Raw genomic sequence first — 17520 nt, 5'->3', positions numbered from 1 at the left:
GCAGTCATGAATTTCGGGCTCAACGAAGAACAGGAGATGATCGTCCAGACGGTCCGCGACTTCGTCGAGACGGAAATCCATCCGCATGAGAACGAGGTCGATCGCACTGGTATTGTTCCATCAGAACTCGGCGAGGAAATCAGGCGCAAATGCATCGATCTCGGTTTTTATGCTTGCAATTTTCCTGAGGAGACTGGCGGCGCCGGTCTCGACCACGTTACCTTTGCACTTGTCGAGCGCGAACTCGGCCGCGGTTCGATGGCACTGACAGTGTTCTTCGGCCGCCCTTCCGGAATTTTGATGGCCTGTGAAGGCGAGCAGCGTGAGAAATATCTTCTGCCGGCGGTGCGGGGCGAAAAGGTTGACGCGCTGGCGATTACCGAACCCGATGCCGGCTCCGACATGCGCGGAATGAAATGCATGGCGCGGCAGGACGGTGGCGATTTCGTGCTCAATGGTACCAAGCATTTTATCTCCCATGCCGATGTCGCCGATTTCGTTATCGTCTTTGCGGCAACCGGAGAAGAGGAGACGCCCAAGGGCATCAAGAAGAAGATCACGGCTTTTCTTGTCGATCGCGACACGCCGGGCTTCGATATCCTCAAGGGCTATCAATCGATATCGCACCGCGGCTACCACAACCTCATCCTGAACTTCACCGACTGCCACCTGCCCAAATCCCAGGTGCTCGGCGAAGTCCATCGCGGCTTCGACATCGCCAATGAATGGCTTTACGGCACACGTCTGACGGTCGCGGCAACCTGCGTCGGGCGTGCACGCCGCGTTTTTGATATGGTGCTGCCCTATGCAGCGGAGCGCAAGCAGTTCGGCCGGCCGATCGGCGCCAATCAAGGTGTGTCGTTCAAGCTTGCCGACATGATCACGGAGATCGACGCCGCCGACCTGCTGACGCTATCCGCCGCTTGGCGGCTTGATGCTAGCCTTGGTGCCAACCGAGAGATCGCCTCGGCGAAACTCTACGCCTCCGAAATGCTTGCCCGCGTCACCGACGAAGCGATCCAGATCTTTGGCGGCATGGGGCTAATGGACGACCTGCCGCTTGCCCGCTTCTGGCGTGACGCGCGGGTCGAACGCATCTGGGACGGAACCTCGGAGATCCAGCGGCACATCATCAGCCGCGATCTGCTGCGGCCGTTCGGAGCGTGACCCGATGACGCAACGCTCGCTCGATCGACTGATCAGACCGCAAACGATCGCCGTCTTCGGCGGCCGCGAAGCGCGCCGGGTCATCGAGCAGTGCGACCGCATGGGATTTGCCGGCGAAATCTGGCCCGTCCATCCGGTTCTCGAGAAGGTGGTGGGGCGCCGTTGTTATCGATCAGTGGGCGAGCTGCCCGCGGCACCCGACGCGGCCTTCGTCGGCGTCAACCGGCTGTTGACTGTCGATATCGTACGCTCGCTTGCCGTCATAGGCGCCGGCGGCGCCGTTTGTTATGCTTCCGGCTTCAGCGAGGCGGTCGCGGAACTCGCCGATGGCGCGATACTGCAAAATCATCTCGTCGAAGCGGCCGGAAATATGCCGATCCTCGGACCGAATTGTTATGGCATGATCAACGGCCTCGATGGCGCCCTGCTCTGGCCTGACCAGCACGGAATGGTGCGCGTCGAAAGCGGTGTTGCCATTCTCACGCAATCCTCCAACATCGCCATCAATCTCACCATGCAAAAGCGCGGCCTGCCGATCAGTTATTTGATGACGGCCGGCAACCAGGCGCAGACCGGATTGTCGGATTTAGCGCTCGCCGTGATCGAGGACCCGCGCGTCACGGCCATCGGCCTGCATATCGAGGGATTCGGCAACATTCAGGCGCTTGAGAAGCTTGCCTTACGTTCCCGGGAACTGAAAAAGCCCATCGTTGCGCTGAAAGTCGGCAAATCCGAACAGGCGCAGCGCGCCGCCATTTCGCATACCGCATCCCTTGCCGGAAGCGATGCGGTTGCCGATGCCATTCTCGCTCGCCTCGGCATTGGCCGCGTGGCAACCCTCCCGGAAATGATCGAAACGCTGAAACTTCTCCACGTAGCAGGCCCGCTTGACAGCAATGCGATCTCTTCCATGAGTTGTTCCGGCGGCGAAGCCTCGCTAATGGCCGACGCCGCTGTCAGCCGGGGCGTGGAATTCCGCTCTCTGAAACCCCGGCAGCTTCCGTCTCTCAGGTGCAGCCTGGGTGAAATGGTCACCCTTTCCAATCCTCTCGACTACCACACTTTCGTTTGGGGCGATCTGACCCGCCAGTCGGAGGCCTTTATAGCCATGTTCGAGGGCGCTTATGCCCTCAATCTGGTTGTCCTTGATTTTCCGCGGAGCGATCGTTGCAACACAGCGGACTGGATGACGACGGTCAGTGCCGTCGCGGCAGCCGCGAAACGAACCGAAGCGCGCGCCGGTATCGTGGCGACATTGCCGGAGAACATGCCGGAAGAGATTGCCTTGCTGTTGATGGAGGATGGCATCGTGCCTTTCTGCGGCATCAGCGAAACCGTCGCCGCCGCGGAAATTGCCGCTAACATCGGCAAAGCCTGGCAAAACCCGCAGCCATTGCCACTGCTCAATGTACCGTTGACCGCAGGCGAGATCGAGACGTTGAGCGAGGCGGAAGCCAAAGCGGAACTGTCTGCCGCCGGTCTCTCCGTTCCGCTTGGTGCAACCGCACCGAGTTCGGACGAGGCAGCAGAACAGGCGCAGCGTCTCGGTTTTCCCATCGCTCTGAAAGCGCTTGGCGTCGAGCACAAGACCGAGGCCGGTGCTGTCGCGCTCAACCTTAAGGATGCTGAAGCGGTGCGAAACGCAGCGCAGAAAATGGCCCATGTCGCCGCCGGATACCTGGTTGAACGGATGATCGAGCGCCCCGTGGCCGAGCTGATCATTGGCGCGGTACGCGATCCGGTCCTTGGATTGACTTTAACCGTCGGTGCGGGCGGAATTTTGGTGGAATTGCTTGAAGATTCCGTCATTTTAACGCTTCCGGTAACAGAAGCGGAGATCTTGGAAGCGATTTCGCGCCTGAGGATCAGGAAACTCATCGAGGGTTATCGCGGCGCGGCGAAGAGCGACCTCGACATAGTGGTCAAAGCCGTCGCATCAGCAGCAGAATATGTCGTAAAAAATGCCGTGTGGCTGGAAGAACTGGACATTAATCCATTGATGGTTCTCCCTGAAAACCATGGTGTCGTTGCCGCAGACGCTCTCATCCGGCGAAGGAGGTAGCAGAAGTTGCAAGACCCCATTCGCACCAGACGCGACAGCGGTATCCTCGAGGTCATCATTGACCGGCCGAAGGCGAACGCCATCGACCTTGCGACCAGCCGCGACATGGGCCTGATTTTCCGCAATTTCCGCGACGACCCTAAGTTGCGTGTCGCCATCGTGTCGGGTGCTGGCGAGAAATTCTTCTCGGCCGGATGGGATCTGAAGGCTGCGGCAGCCGGCGATGCGATCGATGGCGATTATGGCGTCGGCGGGTTCGGCGGCTTGCAGGAACTGCGTGACCTCAACAAGCCCGTCATCTGCGCTGTCAACGGCATCTGTTGCGGTGGTGGTCTGGAGATTGCCCTTTCCGCCGATCTGATCATCGCCGCCAAGCACGCAACCTTTGCACTTCCGGAAATTCGCTCGGGAACGGTCGCAGACGCTGCTTCGATCAAGCTGCCGAAGCGCATCCCCTACCATATCGCGATGGACATGCTTCTGACTGGCCGATGGCTTGACGTTACGGAGGCGCATCGCTGGGGTTTCGTCAATGAAATTGTCACTGCGGACAGGCTGATGGAGCGGGCATGGGAACTGGCCCGCCTTCTCGATAGCGGTCCGCCGCTCGTCTATGCAGCCATCAAGGAGATCGTGCGCGAAGCCGAAGGAATGACATTTCAGACTGCCATGAACAAGATCACCAAAAGGCAGTTTGCAACGGTCGATGCCCTTTATTCGAGCGAGGACCAGTTGGAAGGCGCACGGGCTTTCGGGGAGAAGCGAAGCCCAATCTGGAAAGGAAGGTGACGAGGCGGCAGCGACCGCATCATTTTCCGCATGATCGCGGGCAGTGAGGTTTCGGGGCGGAAGAGGAAACCGCATCCCGAAGCGTTGCCCGGGAGTTCTATCAACATCAAGAAGAAGGAACAGGGGAATGAACGACTACACGAAATATCTGGCAAGCCGCGTGAGTGCGGGCGGTCTCAGCCGCCGCGAATTCATGGGACGCGCAATGGCGGCCGGCGTTACGCTGGCGCTTGCAGACCAGCTCTTCACCGAAAGCGCAACGGCAGCCGAACCAAAGCGCGGCGGTCACCTGAAACTCGGTCTCGAGGGCGGCGCAGCCACCGATTCCAAGGACCCGGCTAAGTTCCTGTCACAATTCATGTTCTGCGTCGGCCGTTGCTGGGGCGACATGCTGGTCGAATCCGACCCGCTGACCGGCGCTGCCGTTCCGGCGCTAGCCGAATCCTGGGAAGCGTCTAACGATGCCGTCACGTGGACCTTCAAAATCCGCAAGGGTGTCAAGTTCCACAACGGTAAGGACCTGACGATCGACGATGTCGTTGCGACGCTGAAGCGCCATACCGACAGCAAATCGGAGTCAGGCGCTCTTGGTGTTGTCAAGTCGATCAAGGAGATCAAGGCCGACGGCAGCGACCTCGTCCTGACGCTGGCCGAAGGCAACGCCGACATGCCGTTGCTCCTGACCGACTACCACCTCGTCATTCAGCCGAACGGCGGCAATGACGACCCGCTTGCCTCTATCGGCACCGGTCCCTACAAGCTTGCGAGTTTCGAAGCCGGCGTACGTGCGACCTTCGAAAAGAACAAGGACGACTGGCGCAGCGATCGTGGTTATGTCGACTCGATCGAAATCATCGGCATGAACGATGCGACGGCACGTATTGCAGCGCTTTCGTCAGGTCAGGTGCACTACATCAACCGCGTCGATCCGAAGACTGTGGACCTGTTGAAGCGTGCGCCGAATGTCGAAATCCTGTCGACGTCCGGCCGCGGCCATTACGTCTTCATCATGCATGGCAACACTGCGCCCTTCGACAACAACGATCTGCGCATGGCGCTGAAATACGCCATGGACCGCGAGACGATGGTCAAGAAGATTCTTGGCGGTTACGGCAAGGTCGGCAATGACTTCCCGATCAACAGCACATATGCGCTTTTCCCCGAGGGCATCGAACAGCGCGCCTATGATCCGGACAAGGCGGCCTTCCACTACAAGAAATCAGGTCATAGCGGCTCAGTCCTGCTGCGTACCTCCGAGGTCGCCTTCCCGGGTGCCGTCGATGCCGCCGTCCTCTATCAGGAAAGCTGCAAGAAGGCTGGGATCAATATCGAGGTCAAGCGTGAGCCAGGCGACGGCTATTGGACAAACGTCTGGAACGTGCAGCCCTTCTCGACGTCCTATTGGGGCGGCCGTCCGACGCAGGACCAGATGTACTCCACGGCCTATATCTCGACGGCCGACTGGAACGACACCCGCTTCCTGCGCCCGGACTTCGACAAGATCCTGCTCGAAGCCCGTTCGCAACTCGACGAAGCAAAGCGCAAGGAGATGTATCGCAGCATGGCAATGATGGTCCGTGATGAAGGCGGCGTCATCCTGCCTATGTTCAACGACTTCGTGAACGCTTCCACCAAGCAGGTGAAGGGCTACGTTCACGATATCGGCAACGACATGTCGAACGGCTACGTCGCGACCCGCGTCTGGCTGGACGCCTGATGCTCGAAGCGGGGCGGAGACGCCCTCATCTCTAACGGAACCGGGGCCGCGGAAAACCTCCGCGGTCTTCCTGAGGTTTCAGCGCGAGGCATCAGTCATGTCCAATCCGCCACCCAGCACCGTCTTGCCGGGACTAAGATTCAAGCAGCGTTTCCCGCTGCTGTCCCTCATCGCCGAGCGCTTCGTGCTCAGTCTTTTGCTGCTTCTTGCTGTTTCGATCCTGATCTTCGGCGGCCTTGAAGCGCTGCCGGGCGATTTCGCGACAACCTATCTCGGCCAGTCGGCGACACCGCAGGCTGTTGCCAATATCCGCACCGAACTCGGTCTCGACCGGCCTGTGACTACGCGTTATTTCGAGTGGCTCGGCAATGCCGTGCAGGGTGATTTCGGCACCTCCTGGGCAAGCAAGAATTCGGTGAGCGAGCAGATCGCCAAGCGGCTCGGCAATTCGCTCTTCCTTGCAGCCTTTGCGGCGTTGATTTCGGTGCCGCTTGCCGTCGGGCTCGGCATGCTGGCGGTGCATTTCCGCAACCGTTTGCCTGACAAGATCATCAACGTGATCTCTCTGGCGGCGATTTCACTACCGGAATTCTTCATCGGTTATCTGCTCATCCTGTTCTTCGGCGTGAAATTCGGGATCGCGACATTTCCTGCGACCGTCTACGACGGCATGGATTTCGTCGACCGGCTGAAGGCCATCGCCCTGCCGACCGCCACCTTGGTACTCGTTGTCCTTGCTCATATGATGCGCATGACACGGGCCGCAATCCTCTCTGTGATGTCGTCGGCTTATATGGAAACTGCAGAACTGAAAGGCCTCGGCGCCTTCCGCTCGATCGTCAAACATGCCGCACCCAATGCTTTGGCGCCGATCATCAACGTCGTAGCGCTGAACCTTGCCTATCTCGTCGTTGGCGTCGTCGTGGTCGAGGTCGTCTTCGTCTATCCCGGCATGGGCCAGTACATGGTCGACGCCGTTACCGTCCGCGATATGCCGGTCGTCCAGGCCTGCGGCCTGATCTTCGCCGCGGTCTACATCCTTCTCAACATGGTTGCCGACACCCTGGCGATCGTCGCCAACCCGCGTCTGAGGCATCCACGATGAGATTGAGAGGCATCCCCATTACCGCCTGGATCGGCATCATAGGCATTCTGCTGGTCTTCATCTGTGCGATCTTCGCACCATGGATCGCGCCATATGGCGAGACCGAAGTTGTCGGCAATGTCTGGCAAGTGGGTGACGCGCAGTATTTCTTCGGCCTCGACAATCTCGGCCGCGATATTCTTTCGCGGCTGATCTACGGCGCCCGAACGACGCTGTTCGTGGCACTGGCAGCAACGATCATCTCATTTTCGCTGGGGATCATCCTCAGCTTCACCGCCGCCGTTTCGCGCGGATTGATCGACGCGATCTTCTCGCGCTTCAACGACTTGATGATGTCAATCCCGACCCTGATCTTCGCCCTTGTCGTGCTGGCGGTGCTGCCGCAGAACCTGATTGTGCTCATCCTGGTGATGGCGATCCTCGATTCCACCCGCGTCTACCGTCTCGGCCGCGCCGTCGCGCTGGATGTGGCGGTCATGGAATTCGTGGAGGCCGCCAGGCTGCGCGGCGAAGGCACGATCTGGATCATCTTCCGGGAGATCCTCCCGAACACGCTCTCGCCTCTGCTCGCCGAATTCGGCCTGCGCTTCGCCTTCTCGATCCTTTTTCTGTCGACGTTGTCCTTCCTCGGTCTCGGCATCCAGCCGCCGTCGGCGGATTGGGGCGGCATGGTCAAAGACAACAAAGACGGCATCATCTTCGGCATATCTGCCGCTCTCGTTCCGGGCTCCGCGATTGCGGCGCTCGCAGTCTGTGTCAATCTGGTGGTGGACTGGCTCCTGAAGCGCACCTCCAGCCTCAAGGGAGGGCGTGGCGATGCCTGAGCTTCTTTCCGTTCGCGACCTCAAGATCGAAGCAACCAGCTATCCGCCGGGCGAGCCGCCGAAGCGCGTCACAATCGTCGACGGCGTCTCCTTCGACCTGCAGAAGGGCAAGGTGCTGGGCCTGATTGGCGAATCCGGCGCCGGCAAATCCACGATCGGTCTTTCAGCGCTCGCCTACGGTCGCGGCGGCGCCGAAATCACCGGCGGCGCGGTCATGCTCGACGGAGTGGATATCCTGCCACTGGGGAAATCGGGCATCCGCCGGATTCGCGGCGCCCGCGTCTGCTATGTCGCGCAATCGGCTGCTGCCGCCTTCAATCCGGCCCACAGGCTGGGCGAGCAGGTGATCGAAGCTTCGGTCAAGCACGGTTTGATGACCAAGGACGAGGCCGGCAAGCGTGCTCTCTATCTCTTTCGCGTTCTCGGCCTTCCAAACCCCGAGACGTTCGGTAACCGCTTCCCCCACCAGGTCTCGGGCGGCCAATTGCAGCGTGCCATGACGGCGATGGCGCTCTGTTCCAATCCGAAGCTGATCGTTTTCGATGAGCCGACGACCGCGCTCGATGTGACGACGCAGATCGACGTCCTGGCGGCGATCAAGCATGCCATTGAGGAAACGCATACTGCCGCACTCTACATCACGCATGATCTTGCCGTCGTTGCGCAGGTCTCGGACGACATCATGGTTCTGCGTCACGGCAGGCAAGTCGAATATGGATCCGTGCAGCAGATCATCGAGGCCCCACGGGAGGATTACACCCGTGCCCTCGTCAACGTTCGCCAGATCGCCCGCGAGGAAGCCGCCGATCAATCCGGCGCGCTTTTGAAGGTCGAACGTGTCAGCGCGCAATATTCAAACGGGTTTAAGGTTCTCCACGATGTCTCGCTGCATGTGCCGAAGGGCCAGACGCTGGCAATCGTCGGCGAATCCGGCTCCGGCAAATCGACGCTCGCCCGCGTCATCACCGGGCTCCTACCGCCCAGCGAAGGCGGAATTTCTTTCAACGGCAAGAAGCTGACGCCGGCCCTGAAGGAGCGATCGCGCGACGAGCTGCGGCGCATTCAGCTCATCTACCAGATGGCGGATACCGCCATGAACCCGCGCCAGACCGTGCGCGATATCATCGGCCGTCCCCTCACTTTCTATTTCGGCCTGCGCGGCGCGGCAAAGACCGCACGTGTCAAGGAGTTGCTCGAACAGATTGAGATGAGCAACGGCTTCGTCGGCCGCTATCCGGCCGAGCTGTCCGGCGGCCAGAAACAGCGGGTCGCCATCGCCCGCGCCCTTGCCGCCAGGCCGGAACTGATCCTTTGCGACGAGCCTACGTCGGCGCTTGACCCGCTGGTTGCCGAGGGTATTCTCAAACTTCTCCTGCGGCTGCAGGAAAAAGAGCAGATCTCCTACATCTTCATCACCCACGACATCGCAACCGTCAGAGCGATCGCCGATAGCGTCGCCGTCATGCATCGCGGCAAGGTCGTACGGTTCGGGCCGAAGTCAAAGGCGCTGTCAGCGCCTTTCGACGACTACACCGACCTGCTGCTCAAATCTGTGCCAGAGATGGAAATCGGCTGGCTGGAACGCGTCTTCGCGACACGGCGGATGGAAAGCGCCGGCAACTGAAATCCCGCGAGGCGCTTGCTGCCGCCTCGCTTCACGACAATTGTATCATGGAACATGACATGACCTCGCGCGGTTTCAGCACAATCGAAAATCAATGGATCACGCTGAAGGACGGCACGCGGCTTGCCGCCCGCATCTGGATGCCGGATGGTGCGGAGAACGATCCGGTGCCCGCCGTCTTTGAATTTCTGCCTTATCGAAAGCGGGACGGAACGAGCCTTCGCGACGAATCGACCTATCCGGTCTTCGCGGTTGCAGGAATTGCGGGCGTCCGCGTCGATATCCGCGGCTCCGGCGAATCCGACGGCGTGATCGATGGCGAATACACAGAACTTGAACTTGCCAACGCCTGCGAACTGATCGCGTGGATTGCCGCTCAGCCCTGGTCAAACGGTTCGGTCGGCATGATGGGGATCTCCTGGGGCGGCTTTAACAGCCTGCAGGTTGCAGCGCTCCGGCCTCCAGCGCTGAAGGCCGTCATCTCGATCGCCTCCACGGTCGACCGCTACAATGACGATATCCACTATAAAAACGGCTGCCATCTTTCCGCGCAACTCTCGTGGGCAGCAACCATGCTTGGCTATCAATCCCGTTCGCCCGATCCGACTCTGGTCGGCGAACGTTGGAAAGAGATGTGGCTGGAGCGACTCGAGCAGGAGCCCTTCTTCATGGAAGAGTGGCTGACCCATCAGCGCCGCGACGCGTTCTGGCGCCACGGCTCGATCTCACAGGATTTTTCGAATGTCGAGATTCCCGCGCTAGTGATCGCAGGCTGGGCGGACGGCTATCGCAATACGCCTTTGGCGGCTGTCGAAGGGCTGGGTGAGAAAGCGAAGGCCCTGATCGGCCCGTGGGTTCACAAATATCCGCACTTCGCCTGGCCGAAGCCGCGGACAGACTTTCATGGCGAAGCGATCGCCTGGTGGAACAAGTGGCTGCGCGGCGAGGACAACGGCATCGACATGCTGCCCCAGACCCGAGCATATATTCTTGACGCCATCCGCCCGGCTCCGCGGCGCGAGTTCGATCCGGGCTTCTGGGTTGCCAAGGATGATTGGAAGCCGCCGGAAATGCAGTGCTTCTATGTAGAGCAATTCGGCAAGCTGACTGAGGGCATGCCGATCCCGCAGGCGCCGGAACACACAGCTTATCTGCTTTCGCCGCTAGATACTGGCACCGCATCCGGCGAATATTTTACGCTGAAGCCCGATGCGGAGATGGCGATCGACCAACGCTCCGACGACGCCGGTTCGCTCACCTTCGATACCACGCCGCTTGCCGCAGACCATGATTATCTCGGCCGCCCGGTGCTCAGCCTCTCGCTGCGCTCCGAAGCCCTCACCGGCAATCTCTGCGCCCGGCTCGTCGATATCCATCCGGATGGTACGGCGACACGCGTCGCCTTCGGCGTCATCAATCTCACCCATCGCGACGGCAACGCAGACCCCGCTCCGCTTCCGCCCAGCGAGAAAGTCTCGATCCGGCTCGTCCTCGATGCCTGTGGCTACCGCTTCCGCAAGGGACATCGCATCCGCCTGTCGCTGTCCACCGCATACTGGCCGATGATCCTGCCGCCGCCGGACGATCAAGGTGTAGAGATCGATATCGCCTCGCTTGGCCTGGCGCTGCCAATGCTCGGAGAGCATCGCCGGGTCGATATTCCCGAACCGGCCAATCCCGATCCCTTGCCCAAATACATCGAACACGCACCCGCGGCGGCGAAGCGGCAGGTCATGCGTGATCTTTCGGCCAATCGCACGGAGTATCTCATCCACGAGGACACCGGCCTCTACGAGCATCCTGAAACCGGCCTTTCGACGCGGCAACTCCGCGAGGAGGTCTGGTCGATTTCACCCGCCGATCCGCTATCGATGACAGGCAACTCCACCTGGACCTGCGACATGCGCCGCCCTGGCTGGTTCGTGCGAACTGTTGCGACGGCGAAAATCGCCTGCACGAAGACCGACTGGGTCATCAATGCCCTGGTAACGGCCTATGAAGCCGATGTTCAGATTTTCGAAAAGGTTTTCGCGGAGAAACGCGTCCCCCGCGACCTCATGTGAGTGTCACGCTGCTGCAAAACGGCGCACCGCCTCGCAGACGGTCAGGAAACCAGCACGCGCGCCATCGCTCATATGGCGGGCCCGCAACCAGGCATGCACCATCTGCGGCTCCTCGCGGAACCAAACTTCGACACCGTTCTGCGCCAGCCTGGCGGCATATTGTCGAGCGTCGTCCCGTAGGGGGTCGAAGGCCGCGCCGGTGATAAAGGCTGGTGGTAGTCCATCAACAGAGGCAGACTTGAGCGGTGCTGCTACGGGATCGTCTTGCGGCGCCTGCAGGATTTCCCGGTAATAGGCCACATCGGCCGTCGTTAGTCCTGGCGCTTCGCTCATCTCGACGTAGGATCCGGCCGTTAGATCACCGCCCAGCGCCGGGTAAATCAGAACCTGCCCGGCGATGCTGGAAAGCCCCGCCTGCTTTGCCCGCATGGCAAGCCCCGCTGCGAGATTGCCTCCGGCGCTGTCGCCGATGAGGACGATCCTGCTGCCGCTTGAGACAAGCTCGGAAAGCACAGCGAAGCCATCGTCGGTCTGCGCCGGCCAGCGATGTTCTGGTGCCAGCCGATAGTCGACGGCGACCAGTTCGGCACCCGCAAAGTCGGCGATTTCCGCACAGATCGCGTGGTGGCTCTCAAGCGAGCCGACGACGAAACCGCCGCCATGTAGATAGAGCAGCAAGGTCTCGCTCGTCACATGCCGTGGCCTGTAGCGCCTTGTCGGCACAGTCCGGATCGGAGCATCAGCGAAAGTCAGGCCAGCAGGAATCGGCGGACTGAAACGGGCACACAGCGCGTCATATTGGGCCCGCTGGGCTTCGGTAGATTGCGATACCGCATCGTCCGAATAGACGCTGCTACAGACGGAAAGAAATTCAAGGATACCTGTCTCTTCGGGCATCGGGCGGTCGGCCGTCATGTTGCATCCTGTAAAATGTGAATACCTAGGTCATAACAGTACGGTGCCGGAGTGTGAGCGCAAGCGCATCAAAAGGCTGGTGCATCAGGCCTCGATCCTTAAGTGATCCTTGTCGTAAGACGGCTTCTCTATCGTCCTCTTTGCATCACTACTGGCCTCCGGTCGGTTTTGCTCTTCAGCCGCGGGCAAGATTATGAAGCCAGCCTTAACGGCCGAGCCGGCTGTTGCCCTCGAAGAATTCGGGATCGTTCCGGTATCCCTAGGTTCTAATTCAGTCTCACGCCGTCGTCAGCTGCGAAGAGATGAATTGCTCTTATCTCAGGCTCGACAGTGATTGTTTCGCCGGGCGTGGGCAGGACGCGCTCGCGAAACATACGAGCAACCTGCATGGGCAGGACAGGCATGCGGCGAAAACAGCTCCTAATCTCCGAGTTCTTCGCGGCGATTACGGTTGATTTTGCGGTGAATGAGACGCATAATCTCCGCAGGAGATACGGGGATTATGCCAAAGTACATTCATCAGTTGCCGGAATGGCCGCAGTTCGAATGGAATCTGGAAAATTTGTCCCGGCAGCTCGCCACCGTCCGGCATCGGCAGGGCAGACTCTTTGGCCATATGCAGGCGCTAGGCTTCCCATTACGCCAGGAAGCCATTCTCAAGACGCTGACCGAAGACGTTATCAAATCCAGCGAGATCGAAGGCGAAATCCTCGACCGCCAGCAGGTCAGGTCATTGATTGCCCGTCGCCTTGGCATCGAGGCTGGCGCGGTGCTGCCCGCCGACCGCAATGTTGAGGGCGTCGTCGAGATGATGCTTGATGCCACGCAGAAATTCGACGAATCCTTGACCGACGAACGCCTATTCGGCTGGCATGCGGCGCTTTTTCCCACTGGTCGCAGCGGCATGACGAGGATTGTTGTCGGAGCTTGGCGCGACGACAAGTCGGGGCCGATGCAGGTCGTCTCGGGTCCGCTCGGCAAGGAACGCGTCCACTATAAGGCGCCAGCTGCAGAACGGCTCGACCCCGAAATGAATGCATTTCTCGACTGGTTCAATGGCGGCGAGGACATTGATCCTGTCCTAAAGGCGGGCCTAGCCCACCTCTGGTTTGTGACCATCCATCCCTTCGATGACGGCAATGGCCGCATTGCTCGTGCAATAGCGGATATGATGCTGGCCCGGTCCGAAGATAGCCCGCAGCGCTTTTACAGCATGTCGGCGCAAATTCGTCTCGACCGAAAAGCTTACTACGATATTCTGGAGAGGACGCAGAAAGCCCCGGACCTTGACGTCACGCCGTGGCTGGATTGGTTCCTGCAATGCATTGACCGCGCCGTAGGAGGTGCGGAGGAAACCCTCTCAGATGTGCTTTTCAAGGCCGAATTCTGGAAGCAACACGAGGGCGAAACATTCAATGACCGCCAACGTGACATGACCAATCGCCTCCTCGACGGATTCGATGGAAAGCTCACGTCCTCGAAATATGCCACAATTGAAAAGTGCTCGCCGGACACTGCGCTGAGGGATATAAACGACCTTCTGCGGCGCGGTATCCTCAGAAGGGAAGCGGCTGGAGGACGCAGCACCAGCTATGTTCTGCGGGAGTGAGTCTGCCTGAAGAGGATGGAATGAGCACCTCGACCACATCTGTGATTGGGTTCGACTCTGCGTGGACAGACAATCCCAGGGCGCCAGGAGGGATCTGCGTCTTACGCGAAGACGAAGCGGGGTCGCGATTGCACTTCATGCCCCGGCTCGCCTCCTTCAACGAGGCGGTAGAGATCATCCATAGCGAGCGAGGGCAAGTCGGCAAATGCCTGGTCGCTCTTGATCAGCCGACGATTGTGCCAAATCTGAGCGGCTCGCGACCCGTCGACAAGGTTGCCGGATCGCTCATTTCCTGGGTATGTGGCGGCGTTCAACCGGCGAACCGATCGAAGCTTGGCATGTTCGATGCTGCTGCGCCAATCTGGCGGTTCAAGGGCGCACTTGGTGCAATCGAGGATCCCGAACTTGCACGAACAGCGCGTGAAGGATTATTTCTTCTCGAAGTTTTTCCTGCCCTGGCATTACTCGCAATCGAGGATATCTATTGCCGCCGCCTCGGCGCTCCAAAATATAATCCAGCCAACCGGAAGACGTTTAAGTACGCGCATTGGCAGTCTGTGTCAGAAACGGTCCGGAAATTCGGAGAGCTTCGAGCCCTGGCGCAACAAGACTCATGGTGTTCAGCCGTCTCAGCAAACGCGGCGCCGATGAAAGCTGACCAGGACAAGATCGATGCTATGATATGCGCTCTCATTGGATTGCATTGGCTGGCAGCACCGCGCGAGCAGTCGGTCATGATTGGCGATCTGGAGAACGGCTACATGATCGCTCCTGCAATCAATGGTATTCATGAGCGGCTTCTGACCGCTGCAAGGCAGAGGGATGTGCCGATCCGGTAAATGCACGGACACGATGTCACCGGCACATGCCGGCCACATCCGCCGCAAATCCGTTGCTCAGGAACGTCTCAGCCTGGCAAGACGAACTGCATGGCGAAGGGTGGCTAGGGTTGTTCCGGTCCCCTCAACGAAGTTCCTGGCATTCGATCAGTTCAATCCGACCCTTGCCCTTGATTTCTACGAAGCCCAGTGAGCGCCCGCGACCCCGCTCGCGAATGCGATGCCACGTGGCCCCGCTGGTCGCTACGGTCCCAGGGCTAGCATGGGCTGCGATCCGGGAGGCCATATTTACCGTGTCGCCCCACAGGTCGAACACGTATTGCCGCTGCCCGATGATCCCCGCCACAACTGGACCGAATTGAACGCCGACTCGTACTTCCCATTTGGGCTCGATGCGGCGTGATGCCGTCACCATGTCGAGTCCGCATTGCAAGCTGGCAAAAACCGGATCTGGCATGCGATCAAACAGGCCGGCCGTAGCCATAAAGGCGTCGCCGATAGTCTTGATCTTCTCCATTCCATGCTGACGGACGATTCGTTCGCATTCGCCGATCAGCGCCTGAAGATCCTCCACCACTTTCTCCGGCGGATTCTCATCGCAATAGGCTGTGAAGCCAACGATATCACAGAATAGCACCGCGACTTCATTGTATCGGCGGGGCCGGACCTCATTGGTCGCTTTGAGCTCGCGCACCGCGCCGGCCGGCAGGATGGCGTACAGAAGCTCGTCAGCTCGGCGCTTTTCGTTTTCGATTTGCTGCGTATATACCGCCTCTTGGTCGCGCAGCCTCTTCTTTTCCAGGCAGGCGGCCACGCGGGCACGCAGCAGAACCGCGTTGAACGGTTTGGCCAGATAGTCCTCGGCGCCGAGGCTGATGCAGCGCGCCACATTGTCGATCTCATCGACCGCCGATATCATGACAACCGGAATGTTGCGCAGCGTTGTGTCGGCCTTCAGGTGCTCGAGCACCTGGTAGCCGTCCATTTCCGGCATCGTAATGTCGAGCAGCACAAGGTCGAACAGTCTCGTTGCCAGCATTGCGAGCGCCTCCCGTCCATTGCTGGCGCATCCCACGTTCCGGTAGCCTTCTCGCTTCAAGCGTTCGGTCAGCGTAAAGCGATTGTCCTCGTTATCATCGACGACAAGCAGGGCAGGTCCAACCTCACTCATGGCATCGACTCCTTTGGGAGCAGGGCCTTGATCTTTCCAAGCAGGCGCGCGAAGTCGACGGGCTTGGTATCGAAGTCATCGCACCCGGCGGCCAGTGCTGCTTCGCGGTCGCCAGCCATCGCGTGCGACGAGAGTGCGATCACGGGAATACCCCGCGTCTCAGCCAATGCCTTGAGACGTCTTGTCGCCTCCCAGCCGTCGAGGACGGGAAGGCTTAAGTCCATCAGGATAAGCGCCGGGGCGTCCGATCGTGCACGCGCCACGCCCTGATCGCCGTCGGTGGCGACGACTACCTCGTAGCCTTTTCGTCTTAGCCGCGCGGACAGCATGTAGACGTTGTCCTCATTGTCCTCGACATAGAGGATCCTAACCATCACGGCGATCCTTGTCAGGTGAGCTTCGTTTGACAATGTATCGAGCAACCATCTTGCGCAATTCCTCCAGAAGCTCGTTGCGGCTGAAGGCGGCTTTGGCGAGCACGCGCTCGACGCCACCGTTCAGACGCCGGTGGTCTTCCTTGCCAAGGGTCGCCGCCGTCACAACCACGACCGGCATCGCCTTGAAGGCAGGCTGCTTTCGCAGTTCGATAAGGAACTCGAAGCCGTCCATTTCCGGCATGATGAGGTCGAGAATGATCAGGTCCGGAGGCGCGCGGATGAGCCGTTCCAGCGCGACCCGGCCATTCTCGGCCTCGTCCACATCGCAACCCTCGGTACTCAATATGCGACGCCATTGCTGGCGCGTGTTCTCATCATCTTCGACGAGCAGAACACGAAGCGCTGGGCTGGGCGCGCCCGACCAGAATTTGGCGATCAGTTTCCGGAGCGCGTCGCGGTCGATCGGCTTCATCAAGTAATCGGCGGCACCGAGCGCGTACCCCCGATTCCTCTTATCCGCCATGGTGAGCATCACAACGGGGATACTCGCGAGCTCAGGATCCGCCTTCAGTTCCTGCAGGACGCTCCAGCCGTCGCAACCCGGCATGAGCACGTCAAGGGTGATGAGCGCTGGCTTCACCTGCCGGGCCAGATTAAGGCCTTCGGCACCGTCCCTGGCCGTCACGACATCGCAACCCTCGCGGGCAAGAAACCGGCGCATCTGGTCCCGCACCGCCTTATCGTCATCAACGACGAGGACCACGTTCGAGGCGAGGCGAAGGTGATCATCAGCGGCGACGCCGGTGCCAGGGGCCGGCTGCTCTGCCAGCGTGAAGCCTACGTCGATCGCCGACGGCAACCACACCGTGAACTTAGTACCGGCGCCGGGAGTGCTGTCCACAGTGATCTGGCCATCCATCGCGCGGCACAGGCGTTGGCTGATGGCAAGCCCTAGCCCAGTGCCGCCGTACTTGCGGGTGGTGGAACTGTCGGCCTGACTAAACTCCTGGAACAGGTTCGTCATCTGCTGCGGCGTCATACCGATGCCAGTGTCGGCGACGGTAAATATCACGCCACCGCCTCCATCATGCTCCGCGCAGGTCGCCCCAATCGTCACTTGGCCGTTCTCCGTGAACTTGCAGGCGTTACTCAAGAGGTTGAGGAGGACCTGGCGCACCCGAAGCTGATCGGCGCGCATGCTGCCAATGTCATCTGGGCAGCGGATGATGATCCGGTTGCGGTTTTTCTGCGCAAGGGG

At 59.9% G+C, this 17520-nt stretch carries 13 protein-coding genes and 1 pseudogene; 10 read left to right on the top strand and 4 right to left on the bottom strand.

The features are described 5' to 3' along the window. Positions 1–6: 6 nt before the first annotated feature. The 8 genes from BN1800_RS21400 (at position 7) to BN1800_RS21365 (ending at position 11351) form a co-directional block, all read left to right on the top strand. Positions 7–1167, top strand: a complete 1161-nt coding sequence (locus tag BN1800_RS21400; protein WP_087000893.1) for an acyl-CoA dehydrogenase family protein — start codon at positions 7–9, stop codon at positions 1165–1167. A gap of 4 nt (positions 1168–1171) precedes the next feature. Continuing rightward, positions 1172–3229 (top strand): acetate--CoA ligase family protein, encoded by a 2058-nt coding sequence (locus tag BN1800_RS21395; protein WP_087000891.1) that lies wholly within the window; start codon positions 1172–1174, stop codon positions 3227–3229. Positions 3230–3235: 6 nt separating this feature from the next. Then, positions 3236–4018, top strand: coding sequence for a carnitinyl-CoA dehydratase (locus tag BN1800_RS21390; RefSeq protein ID WP_087000889.1), 783 nt, complete (start codon positions 3236–3238; stop codon positions 4016–4018). Between the two features lie 127 nt (positions 4019–4145). Continuing rightward, positions 4146–5735: an ABC transporter substrate-binding protein gene (locus BN1800_RS21385; RefSeq protein ID WP_027513670.1), complete on the top strand. Its 1590-nt coding sequence runs from the start codon at positions 4146–4148 to the stop codon at positions 5733–5735. 97 nt (positions 5736–5832) lie between these two features. Continuing rightward, positions 5833–6840 carry an ABC transporter permease gene (locus tag BN1800_RS21380; protein WP_027513669.1) on the top strand — a complete coding sequence of 336 codons (1008 nt, stop codon included), beginning with the start codon at positions 5833–5835 and terminating at the stop codon, positions 6838–6840. Further along, positions 6837–7664 (top strand): ABC transporter permease, encoded by an 828-nt coding sequence (locus BN1800_RS21375; RefSeq protein ID WP_027513668.1) that lies wholly within the window; start codon positions 6837–6839, stop codon positions 7662–7664. Before BN1800_RS21380 ends, BN1800_RS21375 begins: the two co-directional genes overlap by 4 nt. Next, positions 7657–9288, top strand: coding sequence for an ABC transporter ATP-binding protein (locus BN1800_RS21370; RefSeq protein ID WP_087000887.1), 1632 nt, complete (start codon positions 7657–7659; stop codon positions 9286–9288). The genes BN1800_RS21375 and BN1800_RS21370 overlap by 8 nt, the downstream gene beginning before the upstream one ends. Before the next feature lie 59 nt (positions 9289–9347). Then, positions 9348–11351: a CocE/NonD family hydrolase gene (locus tag BN1800_RS21365; RefSeq protein ID WP_087000885.1), complete on the top strand. Its 2004-nt coding sequence runs from the start codon at positions 9348–9350 to the stop codon at positions 11349–11351. 3 nt (positions 11352–11354) lie between these two features. On the opposite strand, the gene BN1800_RS21360 is transcribed toward BN1800_RS21365, so the two are convergent. Then, entirely contained in the window at positions 11355–12266 is a 912-nt protein-coding gene (locus BN1800_RS21360) for an alpha/beta hydrolase (protein WP_087000883.1), read from the bottom strand. A 502-nt stretch (positions 12267–12768) separates the two neighbouring features. Here BN1800_RS21360 and BN1800_RS21355 point away from each other — a divergent pair. Both BN1800_RS21355 and BN1800_RS21350 read left to right on the top strand, forming a co-directional pair. Further along, entirely contained in the window at positions 12769–13875 is a 1107-nt protein-coding gene (locus tag BN1800_RS21355) for a Fic family protein (protein WP_087000881.1), read from the top strand. A 20-nt stretch (positions 13876–13895) separates the two neighbouring features. After that, positions 13896–14714, top strand: a complete 819-nt coding sequence (locus BN1800_RS21350) for a DUF429 domain-containing protein (protein WP_087000879.1) — start codon at positions 13896–13898, stop codon at positions 14712–14714. A 124-nt stretch (positions 14715–14838) separates the two neighbouring features. On the opposite strand, the gene BN1800_RS21345 is transcribed toward BN1800_RS21350, so the two are convergent. From BN1800_RS21345 to BN1800_RS42590, 3 genes and pseudogenes are all read right to left on the bottom strand, one after another. Beyond that, on the bottom strand, positions 14839–15885 hold the full coding sequence (locus BN1800_RS21345; RefSeq protein ID WP_087000877.1) for an adenylate/guanylate cyclase domain-containing protein: 1047 nt from the start codon (positions 15883–15885) through the stop codon (positions 14839–14841). Then, the gene (locus BN1800_RS21340) at positions 15882–16259 is read right to left on the bottom strand and encodes a response regulator (RefSeq protein WP_027513595.1); all 378 of its coding nucleotides are present in this window, start codon (positions 16257–16259) and stop codon (positions 15882–15884) included. Before BN1800_RS21340 ends, BN1800_RS21345 begins: the two co-directional genes overlap by 4 nt. Then, positions 16252–17439 (bottom strand): annotated as a pseudogene (locus BN1800_RS42590) (response regulator); the annotation flags it as partial. The pseudogene BN1800_RS42590 and the gene BN1800_RS21340, both read right to left, overlap by 8 nt. Positions 17440–17520: the final 81 nt, after the last annotated feature.

The organism is Rhizobium sullae, from assembly GCF_900169785.1.
GTDB classification, from domain to species: Bacteria; Pseudomonadota; Alphaproteobacteria; order Rhizobiales; family Rhizobiaceae; genus Rhizobium; species Rhizobium sullae.
This window is presented reverse-complemented; position numbering and strand designations above follow the sequence as displayed.